Below are 24,997 nucleotides of genomic sequence, written 5' to 3'. Positions count from 1 at the left end.
CTAACGTGGCTGACCTACCAGTTGGTTGAACCCGGCGACAGGAGTATGTGTGGCGTCCAGTGCGGTCCGCATCGGTAACTGCTCAGGCTTTTACGGCGATCGCCTGTCAGCGATGCGGGAAATGCTCACCGGGGGCGAGCTCGACTATCTGACCGGTGACTATCTCGCCGAACTCACCATGCTGATCCTCGCCAGGGACCGCGCCAAGAACCCCGACCGCGGCTACGCCAAGACCTTCCTGCGCCAACTTGAGGAGTCCCTCGGGCTCGCGCTGGACAACGGTGTGAAAATCGTCGCCAACGCAGGCGGGCTCAATCCGGCCGGTCTGGCCGTCGCGGTCCGCGAGCTCGCCGAACGCCTCGGCCTCGACGTCAGCGTCGCCCACGTCGAGGGTGATGACCTGGTCGCGCGCGCTGCCGAACTCGGGCTGGGCACGCCTCCGGCGGGCAGGAGCGAAGCGACCGGGGGATCTATTCTCGCGGCCAATGCCTACCTGGGTGCGTGGGGCATCGTCGACTGCCTGAATTCCGGCGCCGACGTCGTGGTCACCGGCCGCGTCACCGACGCCTCGGTGATCGTCGGCCCTGCCGCCGCCCACTTCGGCTGGGACCGTACCGATTACGACGCGTTGGCCGGCGCGATCGCCGCAGGCCACGTCATCGAATGCGGCACCCAGGCCACCGGCGGCAACTACGCGTTCTTCACCGAGATCCCGGACCTGCAGCGGCCGGGCTTCCCGATCGCCGAGATATCGGCCGACGGCTCCTCGGTGATCACCAAACATCCCGGCACCGGTGGGCAGGTCAGTGTGGGCACCGTGACCGCGCAGCTGCTCTATGAGATCGCCGGGGCGCGCTACCCCAATCCCGATGCGACGCTGCGGGTGGACTCGGTGCAGCTGGACGCCGACGGCGAGAACCGCGTGCGTCTCTCCGGGGTGACAGGTGAGGCACCGCCGCCGACGCTGAAGGTGTCGCTGAACAGCATCGGCGGTTTCCGCAATGCGACGTCGTTCGTGCTGACCGGCCTGGACATCGAGGCCAAGGCCGAGTTGGTGCGCCGGCAGCTGGAAGCCAACCTGACCGTCAAACCCGCCGAGCTCGAATGGTCGCTGGCCCGCACCGACCACCCCGACGCCGACACCGAGGAAGCTGCCAGCGCGCTGCTGCACTGCGTGGTCCGCGACCCGGACCCGGCCAAGGTGGGGCGTCAGTTCTCGTCGGCGGCAGTCGAACTCGCGCTGGCCAGCTATCCGGGCTTCACCGCAACCGCGCCACCGGGCGACGGGCAGGTGTACGGCGTTTTCACCCCGGGCTATGTCGATGCCACCGAGGTCCCGCACGTCGCCGTGCACGCCGACGGCTCCCGCACCGAGATCGCGCCTGCCACCGACACTCTCCAGCTCGCGCCGGTTGACCAACCCGCGCTGCCCGAGCCACTTGCTTCCGGGCCGACCAGACGCGCGGCGCTCGGTGTGATCGCGGGCGCCCGCAGCGGCGACAAGGGCGGGTCGGCGAATGTCGGTGTGTGGGTGCGTAGCGATGACCAATGGGCGTGGCTGGCACACACGTTGACCGTCGACAAACTCCGTGAATTGCTGCCCGAGACAGCTGATCTGCCGATCACCCGGCATGTGCTGCCGAACCTGCGGGCGCTGAACTTCGTCATCGAGGACATTCTCGGGCAGGGCGTCGCCTACCAGGCGCGCTTCGACCCGCAAGCCAAGGGGCTGGGCGAATGGTTGCGCAGCCGTCATCTCGACATCCCAGAAAGTCTGGTGCCGTGAACATCTGGAATACACCCGAACGTGAAGCCCTCCGAAAGTCGGTGCGTACCTTCGCCGAACGTGAGGTGCTGCCCAACGTCGAGGAGTGGGAGCGCACCGGCGAACTCCCCCGCGAGCTGCACCGCAAGGCCGCCGACGCGGGCCTGCTCGGGGCGGGCTTCCCCGAGTCGGTCGGCGGCGGTGACGGGGACGGCGCCGATGCGGTGATCATCTGCGAGGAGATGCACCACGCCGGGGCCCCGGGCGGGGTGTTCGCGTCGTTGTTCACCTGCGGTATCGCCGTCCCGCACATGATCGCCTCGGGTGACGAACGGCTGATCGAGACGTATGTGCGCCCGACGCTGCGCGGGGAGAAGATCGGCTCCCTGGCGATCACCGAACCCGGCGGTGGCTCCGACGTCGGGCATCTCACCACCCGGGCGACCCGGGACGGGGATGACTACGTCCTCAACGGCGCCAAGACCTACATCACCTCCGGCGTCCGCGCGGACTATGTGGTGACCGCCGCCCGCACCGGCGGACCGGGAGCGGCCGGTGTCTCCCTGATCGTGGTGGAGAAGGGCACCCCAGGGTTTGAGGTCACCCGCAAGCTCGACAAGATGGGCTGGCGCTCAAGCGATACCGCCGAGCTGTCCTACACCGATGCGCGGGTTCCGGTGGCCAACCTGGTCGGGGTGGAGAACTCCGGCTTCCTGCAGATCGCAGCGGCGTTCGTCTCCGAGCGGGTCGGTCTTGCCGCCCAGGCGTATTCGAGTGCGCAGCGCTGCCTGGACCTGACCGTGCAGTGGTGCCGCGACCGGGAAACCTTCGGCAAGCCGCTGATCGCCCGGCAGTCCGTACAAAACACGCTGGCCGAGATGGCCCGGCGCATCGATGTCGCCCGCGTGTACACGCGCCATGTCGTGGAACGGCAGCTGGCCGGCGAGTCCAATCTGATCACCGAGGTGTGTTTCGCGAAGAACACCGCGGTGGAAGCCGGTGAGTGGGTGGCCAATCAGGCGGTCCAACTGTTCGGGGGCATGGGTTATATGGCCGAATCCGAGGTGGAGCGGCAATATCGCGATATGCGCATCCTCGGTATCGGCGGCGGCACCACCGAGATCCTGACCGCACTGGCCGCCAAGACGCTGGGCTTCCAGTCATGACAGCCCTGAAGTCCTCCATCAACCCGGACTCCCCCGCCTATCGGGAAGCCGCGGAGGTGATGGCCACCAAGCTCGACGAGCTGACCGCCGAGCACACCAAGGCGCTGGCCGGTGGCGGCACCAAATATGTGGAACGCCACCACTCCCGCGGCAAGCTGACCGCGCGCGAGCGCATCGAGCTGTTGCTCGATGCGGATGCCCCGTTCCTGGAGCTGAGCCCGCTCGCCGCGTGGGGCAGCGACTTCACCGTGGGCGCCAGCGTGGTCTGCGGGATCGGCGCCGTCGAGGGCGTCGAATGCCTGATCGTCGCCAACGATCCGACGGTCAAGGGCGGCACCAGCAATCCGTGGACGTTACGCAAGATTCTGCGGGCCAACCAGATCGCGATGGAGAACCGGCTTCCGGTGATCTCACTGGTGGAGTCGGGCGGGGCTGATCTGCCCACCCAGAAGGAGATCTTCATCCCCGGCGGGCAGATGTTCCGGGACCTGACGCGCCTCTCGGCGGCAGGCATTCCCACCATCGCGCTGGTGTTCGGCAACTCGACGGCCGGCGGTGCGTACGTGCCGGGCATGTCCGATCACGTGGTGATGATCAAGGAACGTTCCAAGGTGTTCCTGGCCGGCCCGCCGCTGGTGAAGATGGCCACCGGCGAGGAGTCCGACGACGAATCGCTGGGCGGGGCCGAAATGCATGCCCGCACCTCGGGTCTCGGCGACTACCTCGCCGCCGACGAGCTCGACGCCATCCGGATCGGGCGACGGATCGTGACGCGGCTGAACTGGCGCAAGCAGGGCCCGGCCCAGGCGCCGGTGACCGAGCCGCTGTTCGACGCGCAGGAGTTGATCGGCATCGTGCCCGCCGATCTGCGCATCCCGTTCGATCCACGCGATGTGATCGCCCGCATCGTCGACGGCTCGGACTTCGACGAGTTCAAACCTCTCTACGGATCGTCGCTGGTGACCGGGTGGGCCACGCTGTACGGCTACCCGATCGGCATCCTGGCCAACGCGCGCGGCGTGCTGTTCAGCGAGGAATCGCAGAAGGCCACCCAGTTCATCCAACTGGCCAACCGGTCGGATACGCCACTTCTGTTCCTGCACAACACCACCGGCTACATGGTGGGTAAGCAGTACGAAGAGGGCGGCATGATCAAGCACGGCTCGATGATGATCAACGCGGTGTCCAACTCGACGGTGCCGCACCTCTCGCTGCTGATCGGCGCCTCCTATGGTGCGGGGCACTACGGCATGTGCGGGCGCGCCTACGATCCCCGGTTCCTGTTCGCCTGGCCCAGCGCCAAGTCGGCGGTGATGGGCGGCACCCAGTTGGCCGGTGTGCTCTCGATCGTCAGCCGCGCCGCGGCCGAAGCCCGTGGCCAGCAGGTCGACGAGGCCGCCGACGCCGCCCTGCGCGCGGCGGTCGAGGCGCAGATCGAAGCGGAGTCGCTGCCGATGTTCCTGTCCGGCCGGCTCTACGACGACGGGGTGATCGACCCCCGCGACACCCGCACCGTGCTGGGAATGTGCCTGTCTGCCATCGCCAATGGCCCGATCAAGGGGACGTCGAACTTCGGCGTCTTCAGGATGTGAGCAACATGCTGATTACGCGAGTCTTGGTCGCCAACCGCGGCGAAATCGCCCGTCGGGTGTTCGAGACCTGCCGCCGTCTGGGTATCGGCACCGTCGCGGTGTACACCGATCCCGACGCCAATTCGCCGCACGTCGGCGAGGCCGACGCCCGGGTACGGCTGGAGGGCAACAACGGCTACCTCGACGCCGCACAGGTGATCGCCGCGGCCCGCGCCGCGGGTGCCGACGCCGTTCACCCCGGCTACGGGTTTCTCTCGGAGAACGCCGAATTCGCGGCCGCGGTCATCGATGCGGGGCTGACGTGGATCGGTCCGCCGGTCGCGGCCGTGCAGGCCATGGGCTCCAAGATCGAGGCCAAGAAGATGATGGCCGCTGCCGGGGTGCCGGTGCTCGAGGAACTCGACCCGGCCACGGTCACCGAGGCGCAGCTGCCGGTGCTGATCAAGGCCTCGGCCGGCGGCGGCGGACGCGGCATGCGGGTGGTGCGCGATCTCGCCGAGCTTCCCGGACAGGTGGAGGCCGCGCGTCGGGAAGCACAGTCCGCGTTCGGTGATCCGACCGTGTTCTGCGAGCGTTACCTGGCCACCGGCCACCACGTCGAGGTGCAGGTGATGGCCGATGCGCACGGCACGGTGTGGGCGGTCGGCGAGCGTGAGTGCTCGATCCAGCGGCGCCACCAGAAGGTCATCGAGGAGGCACCCTCGCCCCTTGTCGAGCGCACACCGGGGATGCGGGCCAAGCTGTTCGACGCGGCCCGCCTGGCCGCCGAGGCGATCGGCTATGCCGGTGCGGGCACGGTCGAGTTCATGGCCGACGAGTCCGGCGACTTCTTCTTCCTGGAGATGAACACGCGGCTGCAGGTCGAGCATCCGGTCACCGAGGCCACCACGGGGCTGGATCTGGTGGAACTGCAGATCCTGGTGGCCGACGGAGGTCGGCTGGACCCCGAACCCCCGCCCTCACGCGGGTATTCGATCGAGGCCCGGCTGTATGCCGAAGATCCCGCGAAGAACTGGCAGCCGCAGGCCGGTACCGTGCACCGCTTCGACGTACCGGGCGACGTCCGTGTGGACTCCGGAATTGTCGACGGGTCGGTGGTGTCGATCTTCTACGATCCGATGCTGGCCAAGGTCATCTCGTATGCCCCGACGCGGCGTCGGGCCGCGGGAGTGCTGGCTGACGCGTTGGCCCGCACCCGGATTCACGGTGTACGCACCAACCGCGACCTGCTCGTCAACGTGCTGCGGCATCCGGCGTTCCTCGACGGGGCCACCGACACGGCATTCTTCGACACCCACGGCCTGGACGCCCTGGCCGCACCGCTCACCACGGCGGACGCCGTCACGTTGTCGGCCATCGCCGCCGCACTCGCCGAGGCCGCGCACAATCGCCGCGGCGCCACGGTGTTCGGCGCCGCACCCAGCGGATGGCGCAACCTCGCGTCGGGCTACCAGTCGAAGTCCTACCGCGACGCGGCCGGCGAAGACATCGTGGTGCGCTACCGGTTCACCCTAGGCGTGGCCGAATTGCCCGATAACGACAATGTGACGCTGGTATCGGCGACGCCGCAGCGCGTGGTGCTGGCGGTTGACGGGGTGGAGCGGCCGTTCGAGGTGGCCCGCTACGGCTCCCCCGCCGCCGCGGAGGTCTTCGTCGACTCACCGCTGGGGCCGGCACAGCTCGTGGCGCTGCCCCGCTTCCCCGATCCGGACGCCGCCGTCGCCCACGGCTCGCTGCTGGCACCCATGCCCGGTTCGGTGGTACGGGTCGGCGCCGCCGCGGGCGACACCGTCACGGCCGGCCAACCGCTGATCTGGCTCGAAGCGATGAAGATGGAGCACACCATCGCCGCACCCGAGGACGGGGTGCTCGCCGAACTCAATGTCACCGCAGGCCAACAAGTTGAGGTTGGCGCCGTACTTGCCCGAGTGGAAACCGCTGAAGGAGAACAATCATGAGCTTCGTCGAAACCGAGGAGCAGCAGGCGCTGCGTCAGGCGGTAGCCGCGATGGCCGCCAACTACGGCCAGGACTACTACCTGGAGAAGGCCCGCGCCGGTGAACACACCACCGAATTGTGGAATGAGGCAGGCAAACTCGGCTTCATCGGGGTGAACCTGCCCGAGGAGTACGGCGGCGGTGGCGCAGGCATGTACGAGCTCAGCATGGTCATGGAGGAGATGTCGGCAGCCGGGTCGGCCCTGCTGATGATGGTGGTCTCCCCTGCCATCAACGGCACCATCATCGCCAAGTTCGGCACCGAGGATCAGAAGAAGCGCTGGATCCCCGGCCTCGCCGACGGCTCGATCACCATGGCGTTCGCGATCACCGAACCCGATGCAGGCTCCAACAGTCACCGCATCACCACCACCGCACGTAAAGACGGCAGCGACTGGATCCTCAAGGGCCAGAAGACGTTCATCTCAGGGATCGACCAGGCCCAGGCGGTGCTGGTGGTCGGCCGGACAGAGGATCACAAGACGGGCAACCTCAAGCCTGCACTGTTCGTGGTGCCGACCGATACACCCGGGCTGAGCTGGACCAAGATCGACATGGAGATCGTCAGCCCGGAAAGCCAGTTCCAGGTGTTCCTCGACGATGTGCGACTGCCTGCCGATGCGCTCGTCGGCTCGGAGGACGCCGCGATCGCGCAGCTGTTCGCCGGGCTGAACCCGGAACGGATCATGGGCGCGGCCAGCGCGGTGGGTATGGGCCGGTTCGCCATCAACAAGGCCGTCGACTACGTCAAGACCCGCCAGGTCTGGAAAGTACCGATCGGCTCGCATCAGGGCCTGTCACATCCGTTGGCGCAGAATCATATCGAGATCGAGTTGGCCAAGCTGATGATGCAGAAGGCCGCGACGCTGTACGACTCGGGCGACGATTTCGGTGCGGCCGAGGCCGCCAACATGGCCAAGTACGCTGCCGGCGAGGCCTCGGTGCGGGCGGTCGATCAGGCCGTCCAGTCCCTCGGCGGCAACGGCCTGACCAAGGAGTACGGCATCGCCGCGGCAGTCACGGCTTCCAAGCTGGCCCGTATCGCCCCGGTCAGCCGGGAAATGATCCTGAACTTCATCGCCCAGACATCCCTGGGTCTGCCGCGCTCATACTGATGGGGTCCTACTGACATGCCAACCCTGGTCCACTACACCGTCGAGGGCAGCGTCGCCCGGCTGACGCTGGACTCCCCGGACAACCGCAACGCACTGTCCACCGCGCTGGTCGAGCAGTTGCTCCAGGGCCTGGCGGATGCGGCCGCCGAGCCCGGGGTCCGTGCGGTGGTGCTGGGCCACACCGGCGGAACATTCTGTGCCGGTGCCGATCTGAGCGAGGCTGCCGGGCGCGATCCGGGGGACATTGCCGTGGGCCGGGCCCGGGAGATGACGCGACTGCTGCGCGCCATCCTGGAACTGCCGGTGCCGGTGATCGGCGCGATCGACGGGCACGTGCGGGCCGGGGGGCTCGGGTTGATCGGCGCCTGCGATCTCGTCGTCGCCGGGCCGCAGAGTTCCTTCGCGCTGACCGAGGCGCGCATCGGCGTTGCACCGTCGATCATTTCGCTGACCCTGCTGCCCAAGATGACACCCCGGGCCGCGGGCCGCTACTTCGTCACCGGGGAGAGATTCGGCGCCGCCGAGGCCGCGGCCATCGGGCTGATCACGCTGGCCGCCGACGACGTCGCCGCCGGTGTCGCCGCGCTCACCGCCGAGATCGTCAAGGGCTCCCCGCAGGGCCTGGCCGCGTCGAAAGCGTTGACGACGTCGACGATTCTGCGTTCCTTCGACGAGCACGCCGAGACGCTGACCGTGCAGTCGGCACGGCTGTTCGTCTCCGATGAAGCCCGCGAAGGCATGATGGCGTTCCTGCAGAAACGGCCGCCGAACTGGATGTCGTAAAACGGTTCCGGCAGATCGGCTAGCGTCTGGTTACTGGGTGGGGGCAGTACGCTGTCCTTGCGCTCGACCGGGCAGGAGGCCGATGTGACAGGGCCGCAGGCTGATCTGACAGCTGCACCCGCAGCCTGGGCCCGCACGGCCGGTCTGGCCGAAACGCTGGATGTGGGCCCGGTGCCGCGGGTCGACAGCTTCGAAGCCTTCTCCCGGGTCTTCCGCGATGACGAAGGGTTCGCGTGGTGGGTGCCGGCGATCGGCTGGCCGGCCATCACCGGCTGCGCGGGCGTGGCGGTGTACGCGCTCGCCTCGGCCGGCCTGCCCTGGCAGCAGGGCGCGGCCGCGCCCTTCATTTACATACTGTGGTTGGTCCTCGGGCTGCCCGGGGCGATCGCCTGGGTCTGGTACACGCTGAGCACCATTCGCGATGTGCGTGGCCGGCCGCGGGAACGCCGTGACGCCTACGCCCGGTGGCAGCGATCCGGTGTGCTGACCCGCAGCTGCCCGGTAGGACACAGCTTCCGCCCGTACGGTGACGAGAATCCCCGTCGCGTACATGTTTTGATCCGACCGGAGACCGACCCCCGCACGGCCCATCGGCTGCTGGTCAGCGCCAGGGGTTGGCTCCGCGGCGTCGAGGATGACGCGGCTCAAGCGTTGTTCAGGGATCGCCATGTCATCCCCACCGAGGACATCTTCGGAGCCGACGCCCGCGGCGGGTACCTCACGGACCACGCGACCTGGAACAACTGGATTCTGCTGCTACCACCCGAGCAACCGGATGGGCAGTGGACCAGGTTCGGCATGAGTCAGGAGACCGCCCGCGCGCTGACGTCACCTGCGGGATAGGCGTGGATGAGCGCCGTCGTCAGCTTCGGCACCGCGTGAATCAGGTCATGCTCGGCGTCGTGGGCGATCCGGTGGGCCTGGGCCAAACTCAAGTCCGGGTCGATGTCGAGTTCGGCGTCGGCGTGCAGGTGGTGGCCGATCCAGCGCATCCGGACAGTACGTACGCCGCGCACCTCGGCGCGCGACATCAACGACTGCTCGGCGGCGTCGATGAATTCCGGGTCCACCCCGTCCATCAACCGGCGGAACACATCGCGCACCGCAGTGCGGAGCACCGCGACGATCGCCACCGTGATCACGAGCCCGATCAACGGATCGGCCAGCGGGAATCCCAGCGCCACCCCACCGGCACCCAAAACCACTGCCACCGAGGTGAACCCGTCGGTGCGGGCATGTAATCCGTCGGCGACCAGCGCTGCCGAGCCGATGCGCCGGCCCACCCGGATGCGGTACAGCGCGACCCATTCATTGCCGATGAAGCCGACCACCCCGGCGGCCGCGACCCAGCCCAGGTGCTCGATCGGTTGCGGATGTATCAGGCGCAGCACCGCCTCATAGCCGGCGATAATGGCCGACAACGCGATCATGGCGACGACGAACAGGCCCGCCAGGTCCTCGGCACGGCCGTAGCCGTAGGTGTAGCGGCGGGTCGCGGCCTTGGTTCCCAGCGCGAACGCGATCCACAACGGCACCGCGGTCAATGCATCGGAGAAGTTGTGGATCGTGTCAGCGGCCAGCGCGACGGATCCCGAGACCACGACGATGACCACCTGCGCGAGAGCGGTCAACCCCAACACCAACAGACTGATCTTGACGGCGCGGATGCCCGCAGCACTGGACTCCAGGGCACTGTCGACACTGTCGGCGGCGTCGTGGCTGTGCGGGGCGAAGATCTCGGCCACCAAGCCGCGCAGGCCCTTCCGATGATGATGGCGATGGTGATGCCCGTGCGGATGGTCGTGATCGCTCATCGTCGTCGCACCTCACGCGTGAGTTCCTCCGGGGCCAGCCCCCGTAATCCTGAATCGCCGCGGTGATGGGCAGGCACACCGGGCCCGGCGTGCTCGGCGTTGTACACCGCGTCCATCACCAGCTGACGGACGTGTTCGTTCTCCAGGCTGTAGAAGATCGTGGTGCCGGACCGGCGTGTGCGCACCAGCCGCGCCATCCGCAGTTTGGCCAGATGCTGCGACACCGACGGGGCGGGTTTCCCGACCTGCGCGGCCAGTTCGGTCACCGAGCGCTCCTGGCCGGCCAGGGCCCACAGCACCTGGATGCGAGTCGCATCGGCCAGCATCCGGAACACCTCGACGACCAGGCCCACCTGATCGTCGTCCAGCGGCTCACTTACACCACTATCTGCATCCATACGCAGATAATAGACTATGAAACGGAACTGGCGCTAGATGTGTCGGGGCAGGTCAATGCTGCCCGCGTGGACGAGAGTCATTGCTGCAGCACGCATCGGCCACCTGGAAGGACCAAACGAGGCGCCGACGCCACTCGCGGGGGTCTACCTTGTGTCTGCGGACGTTCTCTGCCGTGTGGTCATCACCGAAAGGCCCGAACCATGGCCGAAGATCAGAACAAAGCCACAGCCCGCCGCATCTGGGAGATATTCACCTCGGGCGAGCTCGATGAACTCGACGAGCTCGTCGCCCCCAGTGCCGCATTCCACGACACACAGGATCCGTTCGGGGATCAGCGCGGCCCCGAACACATGAAGAGCCTCATGAAGATGTACCGGACCTCGTTCTCCAACATCCGTTTTGACGTCAAGATGCAGATCGCCGAAGGCGATTACGTCTGCACGATCATCGAAGCCCAGGGCGACAACACCGGCGAGATCATGGGGCAACCCGCCACCGGCAAGCACAGCAGAATTCAGCTCACCGACACCGACCGCATCGAGGACGGGAAGATCGCCGAAAGCTGGGTCAACTGGGACACTCTCGGAATGCTGCAGCAGCTCGGCCTGATACCGACAGGGGCTGAGCGGGCCCCTGCCTGACCCGTGCGAGCCGTTGGCTACGGGTCGTCAGGTTCGGCAAGGTAGCGCAGCGGGTGATGGTAGTCATTCACCCGCGCCTGTCCGGAATCAAGATGGGGCGGCGGAATCCACTCAGTCCGACCGTCTTTGCCTTTTTGTGTCTTCCAGCCCTTGTTGGTCAGCATCCGGTGGTCGCGCCTGCAGGCCAGCGTCAGCTCGTCGATATTGGTTTGCCCGCCCACGATCCAGTCTTTCTGGGCGTGGTGCACCTCGGACCAGTACGCCGGTGCGGTGCATCCCGGGCGCGTACAACCACGCTCCTTGTCATACAGCACGATGCGCTGCCCCGGCGAGGCGATGCGTTTGGTACGGCCGAGGTACAGCGGGACTTCCGAGTGCGAATGGTAGACGCACAGATAGTGGTAGGCGTGGCTCGCGATTCGAATGACATCGGCCATCGGCAGCATGCTGCCACCGCCCGTCACTGCCCAGCCCTTGCCGGATTCGATCTCAGCGAGCGTAGTGCTCACCACGATCGTGCACGGCAATCCGTTGTGTTGCCCCAACATGCCCGAAGCCAACATCGCACGGCCTACCGCATTGAAGGCGTCATGCTGACGTTGCCCCGCGGTGCGGGTGTCGCGGTCGACGGTCTCCTGATCGGGTTTGTCGTCGACACAGGCGGTTTCATCACTAGGGTTGCACATGCCGGGAGCCGCCCACTTGGCGTTGATGGCCTCCCACGTAGCCCGGGTCTCGGCGTCGACCCGCCCTCTGACCTCTGACGTTCCGTCACTCTCCTGTTTGCCGAAGGTCAGAAACCGGCGCCGGGCCCGCTCGGCGTCTGACGGCTCCTCGCCGTCCTGGTCGAGCAACAGCGCCAACCGGTCAGCGGCGTGCTGCAAGGCGTCGGGGCCCAGCGTGGACGCGGCCCGCGCCAGAGTCACCTCGGCTTGGTCGCGGGTGCACGCGTCGACCCATTTGGGCAAGTGCGAGAAGAACTTCCGGATGACCTTGACGTGTTCGCCACCGATGTCGCCGCGGGCCACCGCGGCAGCCGTCGCCGGCATCAACGGCTGCAACGGCTCGCCGGTGAGCCCCCGCCGTGGCCCCAGGTCCTTGGACTCCGCGATCCGCCGGGTCGCCTCAGTCGGACTGATGCGCAACCTCTCGGCCAGTGTTTCGCGCACCGTGGCGCCGCCGAGGGCCGCAGGAGTGGCCTGCTGCACGATCCCGGCGACGATGCTGTTGTCGACCGCCCCTTGCGCGCGCTGCATGCGCTCCCGACGGGTCGCCAGGCCGAGCAGGTCTGGCAAGCTCAGCGAGTCATGGGAGGCTTTCGCGATTTCGGCGCCTTCGGCTTCCCATGCGGCGTACCGGGCCAGCAAAGCCTCCCGATCCGTCTGCGCAATAGCCGAGCTCATACATCGAACACTAGTTCGACCATCCGACAAAAATGCCCGCCGGACCGCCGGGATTTGGGACGTATGACTACTGCCGGGACTGTTGAAACCGAAGTGTCCAAAGTTTTTTCAATACGGTGCTGGCGGTGGGCTGAATGCGACACCAAGACCGCACTTACAGACGTTCGAATCCTCGGAACTTCTCCCAATCGGTGACTGAGCGGTTGAACTGCTCGAGTTCGATCTCAGCCGTCCGCGTGTAATGACGCACAACGTCCTCGCCAAAGGCTTGCGCAGCGACGTCGCTGGCCTTGAACGCGGTCAACGCCTCGGACAGGGTCCGCGGCACACGCGGTAACTCGGCAGCATAGGCATTACCTGCCAATGGGTCTGGAAGCGTGAGTCCTTCCTTGAGGCCGCGCAGCCCGGCCGCAATGATCGCTGAGACAACCAGGTACATGTTCGCGTCGGCGCCGGGCAGACGATGCTCAAACCGCAGTGATCTCCCGGAACCAACGACGCGCAGCGCACAGGTCCGATTGTCATGTCCCCAGCAGATTGTCGTCGGCGCGTAACTGCCATCGACAAACCGCTTGTACGAGTTGATATTCGGCGCGAACATCAACGTCAACTCCGGCAGGTATGCCAATTGCCCGGCCAGAAACCCACGCATGACATCGGAGAATCCGTGCTGTCCATCGTCAGCCATAACCGGCGCGTTGTCGTGGTCGCGCAAGCTGAAGTGAACATGGCAGGAATTTCCCTCGTAATCCCCCAGCTTGGCCATGAACGTCGCGCTGTAGCCCGCGGCGGCGGCGATCTGCTTGGTGGCGAACTTGGCCAACGCGTGATTGTCGACGGCGGTCAGCGCGGGATTCACTCCCAGCACGATTTCCTGTTGGCCCGGGCCCGCCTCGCTGAGCACACCCTCGATGTCGATGCCGGCAGCCTCAAGTCCGTCAGCCAGTGATGTGAGGAAACTTCCTGTGCCGCGGGTGTCGAGCAACCCGTAATCGCTGCCGTAATCGCTAACCGGACGAAGTGATCGATACCCGTCCTGCCACGCTTGTCGGTAGGTATCGGCGAAGAGCTGAAATTCCAGCTCCGTACCGATCAGCGCGTTCCAGCCGCAGTCGTTGAGACGGTCGAGTTGGGTACGCAACAGCTGTCGGGGCGACACCGTGACCGCAGCACCGGTGCTGTCGAAGACATCGGTGAACGCGAGCACCGATCTGGGGTGCCATGGCAATCGGCGCATCGAGGTCAGATCGGGCCGCATCACGAGATTGCCGTAACCCGTCGACCACGACGCCAGGTCGTAGCCGTCAACGGTATTCATCTCGACGTCAGTGGCCAGCAGATAGGTTTGTGCTTCGCACCCGCCGCGGCGCGTGACGTCCAGGAAATGCCGGGCGTTGACCCGCTTACCTTGCAGCCGACCTTGCATGTCGACGAGGACGAGCTCGACCACGCCGATGTCACCATCGGAGACCATGGTGTCGAGTTCGTCGACACTGACATACCGCTGCGCGCCGAGCCCACTGTATGGCGAGCAGTTCGCGAGGTCGGGCGGTCCCGTCACCGGGTGGCGCCGACCGACTGCGCCTTGACGTAGGCCTCCACGCTCTTGACGCTGGCGGCGAAACGCTCGACCAACTCTTCGAGTTCGGTGTCGGTGGCGATGAAGGCCGGCGAAAGCAGCGTCTGGTCTCCCGCGAAACCGTCCCGGGTCGGCTGGGTCGAGTAGATCAGGAGTAGCCGCTGCAGCGCCTCCTCATCGATCCGGCCGGCCACTTGCAGTGCCGGGTCCAACAATTGCGATCCGTCGCGGGGATCGACATAGCTGACGCCGAGTAGGAAGCCGCGCCCCCGAACTTCGCGGACCATCTCGCAATCCTCGAGTGCCCTCCGGAGTTCTCCGAGCAGCCACGGCCCGCGCTCGCGCACGGTGTCGACAAGACCGGTGCGCTTCAGGTGAGCGATGACCGCGGAGCCGACCGCGCACGACAGCGGCGCACCGTCCCAGGTGTGTCCGGGTTCGAACGACCGTGAACCGTTGGCGACCGCTTGGTAGACGTGGTCGGCTACGAGCATGGCACCCACCGGGAAGAATCCCGCGCCGAGTCCCTTGGCCGTGGTGATGACATCGGGCCTGATCGGCATCTGGTCAGCTGCGAACCAGGTGCCGGTGCGACCGAGACCGGTCACCACCTCGTCGAACCACACCAGGAAGCCGTGCTTGCGGCGCCGTTCATCCAGACCGCGCCAGAACGCCTCGGGCGGTGAGTATCCCGGCAGCGAGGCGGCGCTGACAGGCTCGATGAGGAATGCGGCGACCCGTTCGCCGTCGCGGTCGAGAATCTCGTCGAGTGCCGCCAAAGCCGACTGTCCGGTGGGATCGAACAACCACGTTGACGGCGGGATGTGCGGCTGTTGCTGGATGTATGGCTGGTAGGGCGCCTGCAGACCGGGACGCCCGGTGAGCCCGAAGGTCGCAACGCTCGCGCCGTGGTAGGCCTGAGCCGGTGACACCACAAGGTGGCGTTTCTCGTCTCCTCGTTCGACGTGGTAGCTGCGCACCATTCGCAACGCGAGTTCGTTCGCTTCGGTGCCGCCCGAGACGAAATGCACTCGGTTGAAACCGTCCGGTGCGATCGACGTGAGGTCGCGTGCGAGTCGCTCCTGGGCCGGTGTGGTGGCGTGCACGTTGTACAGGAAAGAGATGGCTTTGGTCTGGTCGGCGACCGCTTTCAGGATTTCCGGCACCGCGCCGTGGCCCAGGCTGGTGACCATCGCACCGCCCGAAACTCCGTCGAGGTATGCGTTTCCGGCGGTGTCGTAGAGCCACATCCCTTCGCCGCGTTCGATAAGTGGGTAGGAGCGGTCGAGTTCTCGGATGAAGACGTTGGTTTCGTCGGCAGTGACGAATGATCGGTCAACCATGGTGACAGGTCCTTTCGGCGAGTGTGTCGGTGGTCTAGTCGTCGGCGATGAAGACGTTCTTCTCCTCGGTGAAGGCATCGAGGGCGTCCGGGCCGAGTTCGCGACCCAGCCCTGATTCCTTGAACCCTCCGAACGGCGTCGAGTACCGCACCGAGGAGTTGCTGTTCACGCTGAGCGCTCCAGCCTGGATACGTCGCGAGACCCGCAGGGCCCTGCCGACGTCGCGGGTCCACACCGATCCCGACAGACCGTAATCGGAGTCGTTGGCGATCGCGATGGCGTCATCTTCATCGTTGAACGGAAGGAGGACGGCGACCGGGCCGAAGATCTCTTCGACCGCTACCTTGTCCCGGGGTGATACTGGTCCGAGTACCGTTGGCGCAAACCAGTATCCGGGACCGCTGGGTGCATGACCGCGGATCGCCACCGGAACGTCGTCGTTCAGAAAGCTTGACACGCGGGCATGGTGGGCCGCTGTGATGAGCGGACCCATCTGCGCGGATTCGCTCGATGGATCCTCGACGCGAAAGCCGTGCACCGCCGGTTCGAGAAGACCGACGAAGCGGTCAAAGACGCTTTTCTGCACCAGTATCCGCGAACGCGCGCAGCAGTCTTGACCGGCATTGTCGAATACGGACGAAGGCGCGGCCTCGGCCGCCTTCTCCAGATCCGCGTCGGCGAAGATGATGTTGGCGCTCTTGCCGCCGAGTTCGAGTGTCACGGGCTTGATCTGGTCGGCACACCCGGCGAGCAGGTGTTTTCCCACACGGGTAGAGCCTGTGAAGACCACTTTGCGCACCAGGGGGTTGTGGACGAATCGCCCGCCGACGACCGGCCCCCGGCCGGGCAACACGGTGAAGACGTCGTCGGGCAGCCCTGCACGACGGGCGAGTTCGCCGAGTCGCAGTGCGGTCAGCGGCGTTGCCTCGGCCGGTTTGAGCACCACGGTGTTGCCTGCCGCGAGTGCGGGCGCGAGACCCCACGCGGCGATCGGCATCGGGAAGTTCCACGGGACGATGATGCCGACGACCCCCAGTGGTTCGCGGAAGGTGAGGTTCACCCCGCCCGCCACTGGTATCTGGCGACCGAACAGCCGCTCAGGTGCCGCTGAATAGTAGTTGAGCACGTCGCGGACGTTGCCCGCCTCCCAGCGGGCGTTGCCGATGGTGTGGCCGGCGTTGCGCACTTCGAGTCGGGCGAGATGCTCCAGGTCGGCGTCTACTTCGTCAGCAAACCGGCGCAGCAAGCGGGCGCGGTCACCGGGAGCAACGCGAGACCAGCTGTCGAATGCCTTGTGCGCGCGCAGGATCGCTTCATCGGCTCCAGCCTCGCTTACCAGGTCGACGGCCTGGAATGCCTGGCCGGTACTGGGATCGACCAGTTCAAGCTGTTCGTCCGTACCGGTCACCGACGCGCGCGGCCTCACAAGGCCGCCGCGCCTGCGGACGGCGCAAGCGCAGCCCCAAATTCACCAAAAGGACCTTGCATAGGTCCCTTTCTACAGACCGCCCGGCCCACGCGTCAAGGCCGAGCGGATGAACAGCCCGACATTCGACCGCCCGTATAGTATTAAGGACTCGTATCGAGTCCTTTTAGGAGGGGCATGGCGCTCAACGCACACGGTGACGAGCTCATCGGCTACACCGACAGCTGGTCGGTAGCTCCCGGCGAGGACATCCGCCTACACGCGTCAGCCAGTGCCGGCGAGGTCGTCCTCGACCTCGTGCGACTGCGCCATGGCGACCCCAACCCGGCTGGACCGGGACTACTGGTCGATGACATCTCTTCCGACGTGAGTGGCACCTATCAGGCCCCGGAACAACAGATCCACGCCGGCTCGTACGCGGTACTGTCTGCCGATCGCGCGGCTGCAGCGGCAAGCACGTTGGCGATATCCCTGTGGACGCGGCGTCCCGCTGCAGGTCACCGGCAGACCCTTCTGCACCGCGGCGAGGCAACCATCTTCCTCGATCCAGGCGGCGCACTCGGCGCAAAGGTGGGCGACAGCACCCTGATGGCCGAGCGTCCCCTTGCCCGCGAGCGCTGGCACGAAGTGGAGCTGCGGCTGGGCACCGCAACGGCGCTTTTCGTCGACGGCGCCGCGGTCGCCACCGCAACCGCTCAGATTGACCCGCCCACCGGACCGGTCACTGTCGCAGCGACCGGGAGCCGCTCGGGCCCGTGTGATTTCCTGACGGGAAAACTCGAAGAACTCCGACTCGACGACCGCAGCTACGATGTCCGCGATCTCGAGCTCGTCAACGGCCCGACACTCGCGGTCACCGGGCGCAGGTGGGACGACGACACCACCGATTTCCGCGCCGCGCCAGAACAATACGCTGCCGTGTACTTCCACGAAGATGACCTCGACGACGCCGGGTGGCCGGTTACCGCCACCTACACCGTGCCAGGGAGCCAACGCAGTGGCATCTACGCGTTCCGCTTGCGCGCAGGCGATCTCGTGGACCACATACCGTTTGTGGTGACGCCTCCGCGTGGCACCGCAACGGCGGACATCGCGCTGCTGCTACCGACCGTCACCTACCTCGCGTACTCCAACGAACGCCTCATCGCCGCACCGGGTGGCATGGTCCCGACCGACACCGCGTCCGAACCCGCCGATGCCGACCGGTGGCTGGCCAAGCATCCCGAAGCCGGATCCTCAATATACGACCGACATCCCGACGGCACCGGCGTGTGCTTGGTATCCATGCGCCGTCCGATCCCCAACATCCGACCCGACTTCGTGTGGTGGAACACCAACGCGCCGGAACGCTTTGGTGCAGACCTCTATATCGCCGATTTCCTTGACCGTCGCGGTGATCCGTGGGACGCCCTTACGGACCACGATCTGCACGAACAAGGTGTGCAGCTGCTGAACCGCTACCGCGTCATCGTCACGGGCACCCATCCCGAGTACTGCACGCGAAACATGCTCGTCGCGCTGCAGTCGTACCTGGAAAGTGGCGGACGCCTGCTCTACCTGGGCGGTAACGGCTTCTACTGGGTGACGTCCATCGACCCGCAACACCCCTACCGCGCAGAAGTGCGTCGCGGACTCAACGGCACCCGCGCCTGGACCTCCAGGCCGGGCGAACTGCGGCATCAGACCACCGGCGAACAGGGCGGCCTCTGGCGCTACCGCGACCGTTCGCCGAACCGACTGGTCGGAGTCGGGTTCACCGCCCAGGCCGACTCCCATGCGACGGCTCCCGGCTACCGACGGACCGATGCGAGCCACCGCCCGGAATACCAGTGGGTCTTCGCCGGGGTTTCGGATTCTGAGATTCTCGGTGACTACGGCCTCTACCTCGGCGGCGCGGCGGGATACGAGATCGACCGCCACGATCCCGAACTCGGCTCACCCGACGAGTCGGTAGTCCTGATGAGCTCAGCGGGAGCCCACCCCGCGGCGTACCTACTCGTCGTCGAGGACACTGAAGTCACCATCGGCAACCCGGCCGGCCCGGACAATCCTGACGTCCGCTCAGATGTCGTCCTACTGCCCTACGACGGTGGCGGGTGCGTCTTCAGCGTGGGATCCTGCTCCTGGGCAGGAAGCCTGTCCCACAACGGTTATGACAACGACATCTACCGGATCACCGACAACGTGCTTCGGCAGTTTCTCACCGTCGACCGGTAACGGCCCAACCCGTTCATCGCGCGAGACCGCGGTGCTCAATTGTGTTGACTCACTGGCCGTGGCTGGTACTGACTGCGGGTACACCACCGTCAGGCACAATACTCACGGGGTCGTTGACGGACAGTTCGGGCGGGGCCTCCCGGAATCCCTTGGTCAGCACCGCGAGGTAGAGCACGCCGATCGCGAGCCAGACCGCGCCCATGATCTTGGCGGTGCCATCGAGGGCCAACAGCAGAAACACATCGATACAGGCCCCGATCAGTGGTGATACCACGAAGATCAGCGGATTGAGACGCTCTTCGCGTCGCCTGCGCAGGAAGTACGCGATGACTGACACGTTGACCATCGTGAAGCCCAGGAACGCGCCGAAGTTGATGAAGGACGTCGATACCGCGAGGGTCATCCAGATCGCTGCAAGCCCGACAACGCCACACGTCAGGATCGCGTTGACCGGCGTGAGGAATCGCTGCGAGAGCTTGCCGAAGAACTTCCGTGGAAACACCCCGTCACGGCCCATGGCGTACATCAGGCGAGCCGAACTGGCTTGCGCGGCGATGCCTGCGGTGAACTGCTGGCACACCAGCGCGGCCAGGAAGATCGCACCGAACAGGTTGCCGCCGATGGTCCTTGCGATGTCGGAGCCGACTGAGTCGGCCAGCTCACCGCCGGGGGCGACCAGCGACAGCAGATAGAGCGTGACGACGAAGATGGCCCCACCGACGACCGCGACCAGCACAAGTCCGAGCGGAATGTTGCGTTTGGCGTTCTTCGTCTCCTCGCTGAGTGTCGTGACCGCGTCGAAACCCAGGAACAGATATGCCGCCACCGCAGCGCCCGACGCGATCGGCCCGAGCGTGTGGGTGACACCGATCAATGGTTCGAGCGAGAACAGCGCGCCGGTACCCCCTTCGCCGACCAGGTGATTGATCGTCAAGGCGATGTAGAAGACCAGGACCAACATCTCGAACAGCACGAAGAGGAAGTTCGCACGATCGGCGACTTTGATGCCCAGATAGTTGATGACCGTGGTGAGCGTGATGAACGCAACCACCCACACTGCCTTCGGAACCGCAGGGAACTCCGCGCTGAGGTACGCGACCCCGACCAGCCAGATCACCAGCGGAATGAACAGGTAGTCGAGCAGAATCGCCCAACCCACCAGGAAACCCGTCCGCGGACCGATGGATTTGCGCGCATACGTGTACGCACTGCCCGACGCCGGGTGCAGACGCGCCATAGTTCCGTAGCTCAGGGCGGTGAACAGGATCGCGATGGTAGCGAGGATCATCGCGCCGGCGCTCGCGCCCTCACTCTGCGTCGCGATGACACCGAAGATGCCGATGCCGATGAGCGGACCCATGTATGCCAGTCCGAAGAAGATCACCGCGCGTAGCCCGATGGTCGGTTCCATGTGCCGTGCGCCGACCGAGTCAGCCATAGTAGTGCTCCTGCATCGTCCAGGGGGATGGGATCGCAAGCGCTTCTGTGTTTCTCGTGCCGCTCGCACACCACTGGGACCGGTGCTCAGTCATTCCACACAGCGATCCGCCCGACCTGGATCGACGAAGTGGAAAACGACTGATGACCAAAGTCGACCGTCCTTCGTAGTGCGCATGCAAACGCTGGCGAGACTTATTGGACCTCTAACAGGTCCACAAGTCAATAGTCAGATCTTCGTCAGCGGTGAGACGGGAGCTGCGCCAGCACCAAGCAGCGGGGTGAGGGCAGGGCCGACGATCGTCAGGCCGAGCCGCACGATGGGCCCTTCTCGCGAGCCGTGGCTATCGGCGCGACAGCGTCTTCAGCAGCGAATGGATGCTCTGTTCGGCATGAGTGATATGGGCGGCCATCAGTTCCCGGGCGCCGTCGGGATCCTTCCGCACAAGCGCATCCAGTATCGCGTGATGCTCCTTGACGGAAAGTTCATGCCACACAGGCGTATCGGGTAGCAGCTGCAGCGCAGGGTTGAGTTCGAGGCGGATACGTTCCAGCCCCTCGACCATGAATTGGTTGGCTGTCGCCTCGGCGATCGCAAGATGAAATGCGGTGTCCCACCGCATGAATTCCGCATCATCGTCGGCCAGAGCAGTCTTCTCCACGATGCCGGCCATGACGTTGAGTTGCGCCTTGCGGATCTTCCCCGCTGCACATGCCGTAGCCTCGGGTTCGAGCATGCGGCGGTACTCGACTGCCTGCTTGACTCGATCGGAGTGGCGCCGCAGCTCGACGACGCGCAGATCCAGGGCACGGGAGTCGGCGTCTAGCGACTTGACGAAGCTCCCCCCGTTTCGGCCGCGACGGGTTTCGACGATGTGTTCGGCCTCGAGCTGACCGATCGCCAGCTGTACGGTGACCCGCCCGACGCCGAAGATCTTCATCAGTTCGCGCTCCGCAGGCAACGCGGATCCCGGAGCGAGGATGCCCAGCGCGATCTGGCGGCGGATCTGCTCCACGACAAAGTCGTGTGCCCGTGGTTGCGCGATGGTGGTGAAGCCGCCTGAAGAGCCGACGACGCTTGTTCCCGCGCTTTTGGGTCTACCAGCCGCCATGAGGTCCATTGAACCAGCTATCTGCACCCTGCAGACCCACCAGCGGCATCGAACGTGACGAAACCATTCACACGACTCGGCACGACATCTGACACCGGCGGCGGCACAGACAACGAGCACCGCGCTGTGTCCAGGTGGAGAACTGCGTCAGGCCGCCTGTTACGACCCTGACGCCGAGACACAAATCGGGCGGGCTCTTTCGAGCCCGCCCGATTGATGAAGAAGTACGGCTTATTCGCCGCCGTCACCGCCACTGTCGCCGCCATCTGCGGAACCGGCATCATCACCGCCGCCGATACCCAGCTTCTTGAGGCCTTCACCCCAACCGCGGATGCCATTGTCGGCGCCGTTGCCCTTGCCACTGCCGAACAGGATCTCTTCCTTCTTCGGCTTGAAGACACCCGAGTATGAGCCGCCGGCCGACGTGCCCTTCTCAGTCTCTTCGGCGGGCTTCGCCGTCTTGGTGCTTGACGTGCTCTTCGACTCCTTGGGCTCCGGGGCAGCCTCAGGCGCCTTCGGCGTCAGAGCCTCAACGGCACCGGCGGCCGGGAGCGAGACCTTGGGCGTGACGCTGCCCTGCGGCCCGAGCGCGGACTGCAGCGTCGACTTCACCTGACCCAGCGGAGTGGTCGGGGTCGTGGGCTCTTCGGCAGGCGCCTCTGTCTCTTCGGGAGCGGCGGTCTTCGCTACGAGGGTGTTTGTCCCCGCTGCCGCCTTTGCCTCTGCCGCCGTCGGCAGCCCGAGGTACTCAGGGATCGCACTAACCGAGTCCAAGCCCCTGATCGCGTCTGCTTTCGCTCCGGGTGTCGCCTCAGGATCGGCCAGCGTCAGGTAATTCGGGATCGCACTGAAGGCGTCGATGCCGCCAAGGGCGCCCACATCACCGGCGGCGAACTTCTGCCACGACGAGACCCCGCTGAGTGCGGCGTAGCCGGGATTCGTGACGTTCCCTTCCTCGTCCTCTGTTGGGACAAACGCCTCAAACCCCTCCTCCGGGAACTTACTGAAGGAGTACAGGCCGTTCACCGATTCCAAGGGGATCAGGTTTTCGACGGTGCCCTCGCCGCTGGCCAACGCGATGTATGACGGGATCGCGCTCGTCGAATCCAAGTCGCCAAGCCCGCTCAAGTCGCCGTCGAGCAATTTCGCGTATGCCGGGACCGCGCTCAGCAAGTCCACATCCTCAAGCGCGCTCAAATCACCATCGCTGAGCAAGGCCGCATACGCCGGGATTGCGCTCGTCAATTCCAACTCGCCAAGCGCTGCCAATTTCTCTTCCGGGGTACCGCCGAGTATTGCCTGGTATTGCGGGATCGCGTTCAGCCAGTCCAGGGCCCCGAAGTTGATGGCGGTCAGATTCACCTCGGCGGCGATGGTCTTCGCGAGGCCATAATCCGTCGTCGATTTGACCACCGGCACCGCTACTGCAGCTGCTGTGATGCAAGCCGCGCATGCGATTGACGCCGTGGCGGAAGGAATCTTCGCCCACATCGTTGGTTGCCCCTTCTTCGTGTACGGTCGCTCGACCGCAGGTCATATTGACGACACCGGATGGGAATAAACCGCGCCGTTCGGCAGAACGTACCTTAGAAATGCCTGTGACGCACCACGTAAACCCATGCTCAGGGCCGCATTTCTCACGATGTTCAACCGCGCGACGCGCCCCGCTCGCGCTCGGCCCGTCGATGGCCGGCGCCAAGCAACCTCAGCAAACACTCCCAGCTAACACCCGAGCATTCTCCCTCGGAGCGCCGTCCAGGCCACGCCACCGCCCGCACCGGGCGCCGCGGACCGCGGGTACCCAGCCAGATTCGGCCGCCCTCGCCACGTTTCCCATCAGGGCAGACCTTTGCTTTAGCAACTATCTGCCAGACCGTCGGCAGCGCGATAAACATACGCACTGATCTGGCAATACAGTCCGCCCAGGTTTACAGTTGATGCAGCTCTTCAGCGAACACCAGCACCCGGCGCTGGGGTCATCGGGCGCTCGACCTAAGGACACGAGATGTTTCTTCGACGCACCGTCATCGGCGCCGTGCTGATTGCGGCTCCACTGGCCTTCGCCGCCCCGGCGATGGCACAACCCACGGTTACTTTCGACTGCGCGCCCTGCGTGGGCGACATCAACGGCGACGGCACGAACGGCCCGGTCTGGAATGAGGTGACATCACTCGGCCCGTGGGAACCATTCTTTGATGCCACCGACGGAGTTCCCGGCGACGGTGAGGGCGCTTGGGAGAAAGGCGTCAAAGCCGTCAACGGCGGCGCGTGGGAGAAGGCGTTCCCTGCCGAGTAAACCGTCGTCGCTCAACGGCCCCCACCAAGGGCCCCGCCGCGCTTAGCCTGGAAACCATGTCGCGACGTGTGTTGGTCACCGGCGCCACCGGCACTCTCGGTCACCACGTGGTGCCGGAGGCCACCGAGGCCGGTCATGAGGTGCGGGCGTTGAGCCGGCGGGAGCGGATCGGCTACACCGGTGTGCACTGGCAACGTGGTGATCTGGTCAAGAATGACGGCCTGGACGCTGCGCTGGACGGCATCGACGTCGTCGTCCACTGCGCCACGCAGGCCACCGGGCGCAAGGACATCGCCGCCGCCGAGAACCTCATCGCGGCCGCGCGCCGCGCCGGCGTCGGGCACCTCATCTACATGTCGATCGTTGGAATCGACGACATCCCGTTGCCGTACTACAAAACGAAACTGGCCGTCGAACGGGCGCTCGCGGCCTCCGGGATCGGGCATACGGTGCTGCGCGCCACCCAGTTCCACGAGCTCATCGAGTCGATCTTCGCGGCCCAGCGGTTCTCCCCGGTGCTGTGGGCGCTGCGCGATGTGCGGTTCCAGCCGATCGACGTCCGCGACGTCGCCCGCCGGCTGGTCGAATTGGTCGATGCCGCACCGACGGGACGGGTGCCCGATATCGGTGGGCCTGCGGTGTTTGAGCATGCCGAATTGGGGCGAATGTACCTCGCCGCACGCAATAGTCGCCGCCGCGTGGTCAAATTCACGATTCCGGGCCGGATCGGCGCGGGTTACAGATCAGGGGCCAATCTGACCCCGGAAAACGCGGTTGGCACCTTAACTTTCCAGGAACATCTCAGTTTGCCCGCATAAAGTTTGGCCATCTACCGGGTTCGCCGTCGTCGCGGAGGTACCAGTTCGACCCGCACCCTTGCATGTGCCGATGTTCGTCGTAGGCTCAACACTG

General features: G+C 65.7%; 20 protein-coding genes. 11 read left to right on the top strand and 9 right to left on the bottom strand.

Annotated features, from left to right (window positions below):
• Positions 1 to 49: 49 nt before the first annotated feature.
• The 7 genes from M1247_RS29020 (at position 50) to M1247_RS28990 (ending at position 9,261) form a co-directional block, all read left to right on the top strand.
• Complete coding sequence (locus tag M1247_RS29020; RefSeq protein WP_317159869.1) at positions 50 to 1,786, top strand: acyclic terpene utilization AtuA family protein; 1,737 nt, start codon at positions 50 to 52, stop codon at positions 1,784 to 1,786.
• Positions 1,783 to 2,931: an acyl-CoA dehydrogenase family protein gene (locus M1247_RS29015; RefSeq protein WP_317159868.1), complete on the top strand. Its 1,149-nt coding sequence runs from the start codon at positions 1,783 to 1,785 to the stop codon at positions 2,929 to 2,931. Before M1247_RS29020 ends, M1247_RS29015 begins: the two co-directional genes overlap by 4 nt.
• Positions 2,928 to 4,523 (top strand): acyl-CoA carboxylase subunit beta, encoded by a 1,596-nt coding sequence (locus M1247_RS29010; protein WP_317159867.1) that lies wholly within the window; start codon positions 2,928 to 2,930, stop codon positions 4,521 to 4,523. Before M1247_RS29015 ends, M1247_RS29010 begins: the two co-directional genes overlap by 4 nt.
• Positions 4,524 to 4,531: 8 nt before the next feature.
• Complete coding sequence (locus M1247_RS29005; protein WP_458695267.1) at positions 4,532 to 6,481, top strand: acetyl/propionyl/methylcrotonyl-CoA carboxylase subunit alpha; 1,950 nt, start codon at positions 4,532 to 4,534, stop codon at positions 6,479 to 6,481.
• Positions 6,475 to 7,635, top strand: coding sequence for an acyl-CoA dehydrogenase family protein (locus tag M1247_RS29000; protein WP_458695266.1), 1,161 nt, complete (start codon positions 6,475 to 6,477; stop codon positions 7,633 to 7,635). The genes M1247_RS29005 and M1247_RS29000 overlap by 7 nt, the downstream gene beginning before the upstream one ends.
• Positions 7,636 to 7,650: 15 nt before the next feature.
• The gene (locus M1247_RS28995; RefSeq protein WP_317159864.1) at positions 7,651 to 8,418 is read left to right on the top strand and encodes an enoyl-CoA hydratase family protein; all 768 of its coding nucleotides are present in this window, start codon (positions 7,651 to 7,653) and stop codon (positions 8,416 to 8,418) included.
• A gap of 84 nt (positions 8,419 to 8,502) precedes the next feature.
• On the top strand, positions 8,503 to 9,261 hold the full coding sequence (locus tag M1247_RS28990; RefSeq protein WP_317159863.1) for a hypothetical protein: 759 nt from the start codon (positions 8,503 to 8,505) through the stop codon (positions 9,259 to 9,261).
• On the opposite strand, the gene M1247_RS28985 is transcribed toward M1247_RS28990, so the two are convergent.
• Both M1247_RS28985 and M1247_RS28980 read right to left on the bottom strand, forming a co-directional pair.
• Complete coding sequence (locus tag M1247_RS28985) at positions 9,222 to 10,232, bottom strand: cation diffusion facilitator family transporter (RefSeq protein ID WP_317159862.1); 1,011 nt, start codon at positions 10,230 to 10,232, stop codon at positions 9,222 to 9,224. The two genes, M1247_RS28990 and M1247_RS28985, sit on opposite strands and share 40 nt — an antisense overlap.
• Positions 10,229 to 10,630 carry an ArsR/SmtB family transcription factor gene (locus M1247_RS28980; RefSeq protein WP_317159861.1) on the bottom strand — a complete coding sequence of 134 codons (402 nt, stop codon included), beginning with the start codon at positions 10,628 to 10,630 and terminating at the stop codon, positions 10,229 to 10,231. Before M1247_RS28980 ends, M1247_RS28985 begins: the two co-directional genes overlap by 4 nt.
• 201 nt (positions 10,631 to 10,831) lie before the next feature.
• Here M1247_RS28980 and M1247_RS28975 point away from each other — a divergent pair, with 201 nt between their 5' ends.
• Positions 10,832 to 11,272, top strand: a complete 441-nt coding sequence (locus M1247_RS28975) for an ester cyclase (protein ID WP_317159860.1) — start codon at positions 10,832 to 10,834, stop codon at positions 11,270 to 11,272.
• Positions 11,273 to 11,289: 17 nt separating this feature from the next.
• Here the strand turns inward: M1247_RS28975 and M1247_RS28970 are convergent, their stop codons facing one another.
• From M1247_RS28970 to M1247_RS28955, 4 genes are all read right to left on the bottom strand, one after another.
• Positions 11,290 to 12,675, bottom strand: a complete 1,386-nt coding sequence (locus M1247_RS28970) for an HNH endonuclease signature motif containing protein (RefSeq protein WP_317159859.1) — start codon at positions 12,673 to 12,675, stop codon at positions 11,290 to 11,292.
• A 154-nt stretch (positions 12,676 to 12,829) separates the two neighbouring features.
• A complete protein-coding gene (locus tag M1247_RS28965; RefSeq protein WP_317159998.1) occupies positions 12,830 to 14,149 on the bottom strand; it encodes a glutamine synthetase family protein in 1,320 nt (439 codons plus the stop codon).
• A gap of 83 nt (positions 14,150 to 14,232) precedes the next feature.
• Positions 14,233 to 15,597 (bottom strand): aminotransferase family protein, encoded by a 1,365-nt coding sequence (locus M1247_RS28960; RefSeq protein ID WP_317159858.1) that lies wholly within the window; start codon positions 15,595 to 15,597, stop codon positions 14,233 to 14,235.
• A 34-nt stretch (positions 15,598 to 15,631) separates the two neighbouring features.
• Entirely contained in the window at positions 15,632 to 17,005 is a 1,374-nt protein-coding gene (locus M1247_RS28955) for an aldehyde dehydrogenase family protein (protein WP_317159857.1), read from the bottom strand.
• 195 nt (positions 17,006 to 17,200) lie between these two features.
• Here M1247_RS28955 and M1247_RS28950 point away from each other — a divergent pair, with 195 nt between their 5' ends.
• Positions 17,201 to 19,240 carry a N,N-dimethylformamidase beta subunit family domain-containing protein gene (locus M1247_RS28950; RefSeq protein ID WP_317159856.1) on the top strand — a complete coding sequence of 680 codons (2,040 nt, stop codon included), beginning with the start codon at positions 17,201 to 17,203 and terminating at the stop codon, positions 19,238 to 19,240.
• Between the two features lie 49 nt (positions 19,241 to 19,289).
• Here M1247_RS28950 and M1247_RS28945 read toward each other — a convergent pair whose 3' ends face one another.
• The 3 genes from M1247_RS28945 to M1247_RS28935 all read right to left on the bottom strand — a co-directional run bounded on the left by M1247_RS28945 (position 19,290) and on the right by M1247_RS28935 (position 23,280).
• Positions 19,290 to 20,678 (bottom strand): APC family permease, encoded by a 1,389-nt coding sequence (locus M1247_RS28945; protein WP_317159855.1) that lies wholly within the window; start codon positions 20,676 to 20,678, stop codon positions 19,290 to 19,292.
• Positions 20,679 to 21,021: 343 nt separating this feature from the next.
• Complete coding sequence (locus M1247_RS28940; protein ID WP_317159854.1) at positions 21,022 to 21,789, bottom strand: FadR/GntR family transcriptional regulator; 768 nt, start codon at positions 21,787 to 21,789, stop codon at positions 21,022 to 21,024.
• A gap of 231 nt (positions 21,790 to 22,020) precedes the next feature.
• Complete coding sequence (locus tag M1247_RS28935) at positions 22,021 to 23,280, bottom strand: hypothetical protein (protein ID WP_317159853.1); 1,260 nt, start codon at positions 23,278 to 23,280, stop codon at positions 22,021 to 22,023.
• Positions 23,281 to 23,794: 514 nt separating this feature from the next.
• Between M1247_RS28935 and M1247_RS28930 the strand changes: the two genes are divergently transcribed.
• Both M1247_RS28930 and M1247_RS28925 read left to right on the top strand, forming a co-directional pair.
• Entirely contained in the window at positions 23,795 to 24,085 is a 291-nt protein-coding gene (locus tag M1247_RS28930; RefSeq protein ID WP_317159852.1) for a hypothetical protein, read from the top strand.
• Positions 24,086 to 24,141: 56 nt separating this feature from the next.
• Positions 24,142 to 24,903 carry an SDR family oxidoreductase gene (locus tag M1247_RS28925; protein WP_317159851.1) on the top strand — a complete coding sequence of 254 codons (762 nt, stop codon included), beginning with the start codon at positions 24,142 to 24,144 and terminating at the stop codon, positions 24,901 to 24,903.
• Positions 24,904 to 24,997 lie beyond the last annotated feature (94 nt).

Origin of the sequence: Mycobacterium appelbergii, assembly GCF_032883035.1 — a bacterium.
Classification (GTDB): domain Bacteria; phylum Actinomycetota; class Actinomycetes; order Mycobacteriales; family Mycobacteriaceae; genus Mycobacterium; species Mycobacterium appelbergii.
The sequence above is the reverse complement of the archived record's forward strand: the minus strand, read 5'-3'. Positions and strand labels throughout refer to the sequence as shown.

Coding starts and splice junctions, on each gene's coding strand:
- M1247_RS29010 (WP_317159867.1), top strand. CDS start 2,928: ATGACAGCCCTGAAGTCCTCCATCAACCCGGACTCCCCCGCCTATCGG.
- M1247_RS28995 (WP_317159864.1), top strand. CDS start 7,651: ATGCCAACCCTGGTCCACTACACCGTCGAGGGCAGCGTCGCCCGGCTG.
- M1247_RS28985 (WP_317159862.1), bottom strand. CDS start 10,232: ATGAGCGATCACGACCATCCGCACGGGCATCACCATCGCCATCATCAT.
- M1247_RS28980 (WP_317159861.1), bottom strand. CDS start 10,630: ATGGATGCAGATAGTGGTGTAAGTGAGCCGCTGGACGACGATCAGGTG.
- M1247_RS28975 (WP_317159860.1), top strand. CDS start 10,832: ATGGCCGAAGATCAGAACAAAGCCACAGCCCGCCGCATCTGGGAGATA.
- M1247_RS28970 (WP_317159859.1), bottom strand. CDS start 12,675: ATGAGCTCGGCTATTGCGCAGACGGATCGGGAGGCTTTGCTGGCCCGG.
- M1247_RS28965 (WP_317159998.1), bottom strand. CDS start 14,149: ATGGTCTCCGATGGTGACATCGGCGTGGTCGAGCTCGTCCTCGTCGAC.
- M1247_RS28960 (WP_317159858.1), bottom strand. CDS start 15,597: ATGGTTGACCGATCATTCGTCACTGCCGACGAAACCAACGTCTTCATC.
- M1247_RS28950 (WP_317159856.1), top strand. CDS start 17,201: ATGGCGCTCAACGCACACGGTGACGAGCTCATCGGCTACACCGACAGC.
- M1247_RS28945 (WP_317159855.1), bottom strand. CDS start 20,678: ATGGCTGACTCGGTCGGCGCACGGCACATGGAACCGACCATCGGGCTA.
- M1247_RS28940 (WP_317159854.1), bottom strand. CDS start 21,789: ATGGCGGCTGGTAGACCCAAAAGCGCGGGAACAAGCGTCGTCGGCTCT.
- M1247_RS28935 (WP_317159853.1), bottom strand. CDS start 23,280: ATGTGGGCGAAGATTCCTTCCGCCACGGCGTCAATCGCATGCGCGGCT.
- M1247_RS28930 (WP_317159852.1), top strand. CDS start 23,795: ATGTTTCTTCGACGCACCGTCATCGGCGCCGTGCTGATTGCGGCTCCA.
- M1247_RS28925 (WP_317159851.1), top strand. CDS start 24,142: ATGTCGCGACGTGTGTTGGTCACCGGCGCCACCGGCACTCTCGGTCAC.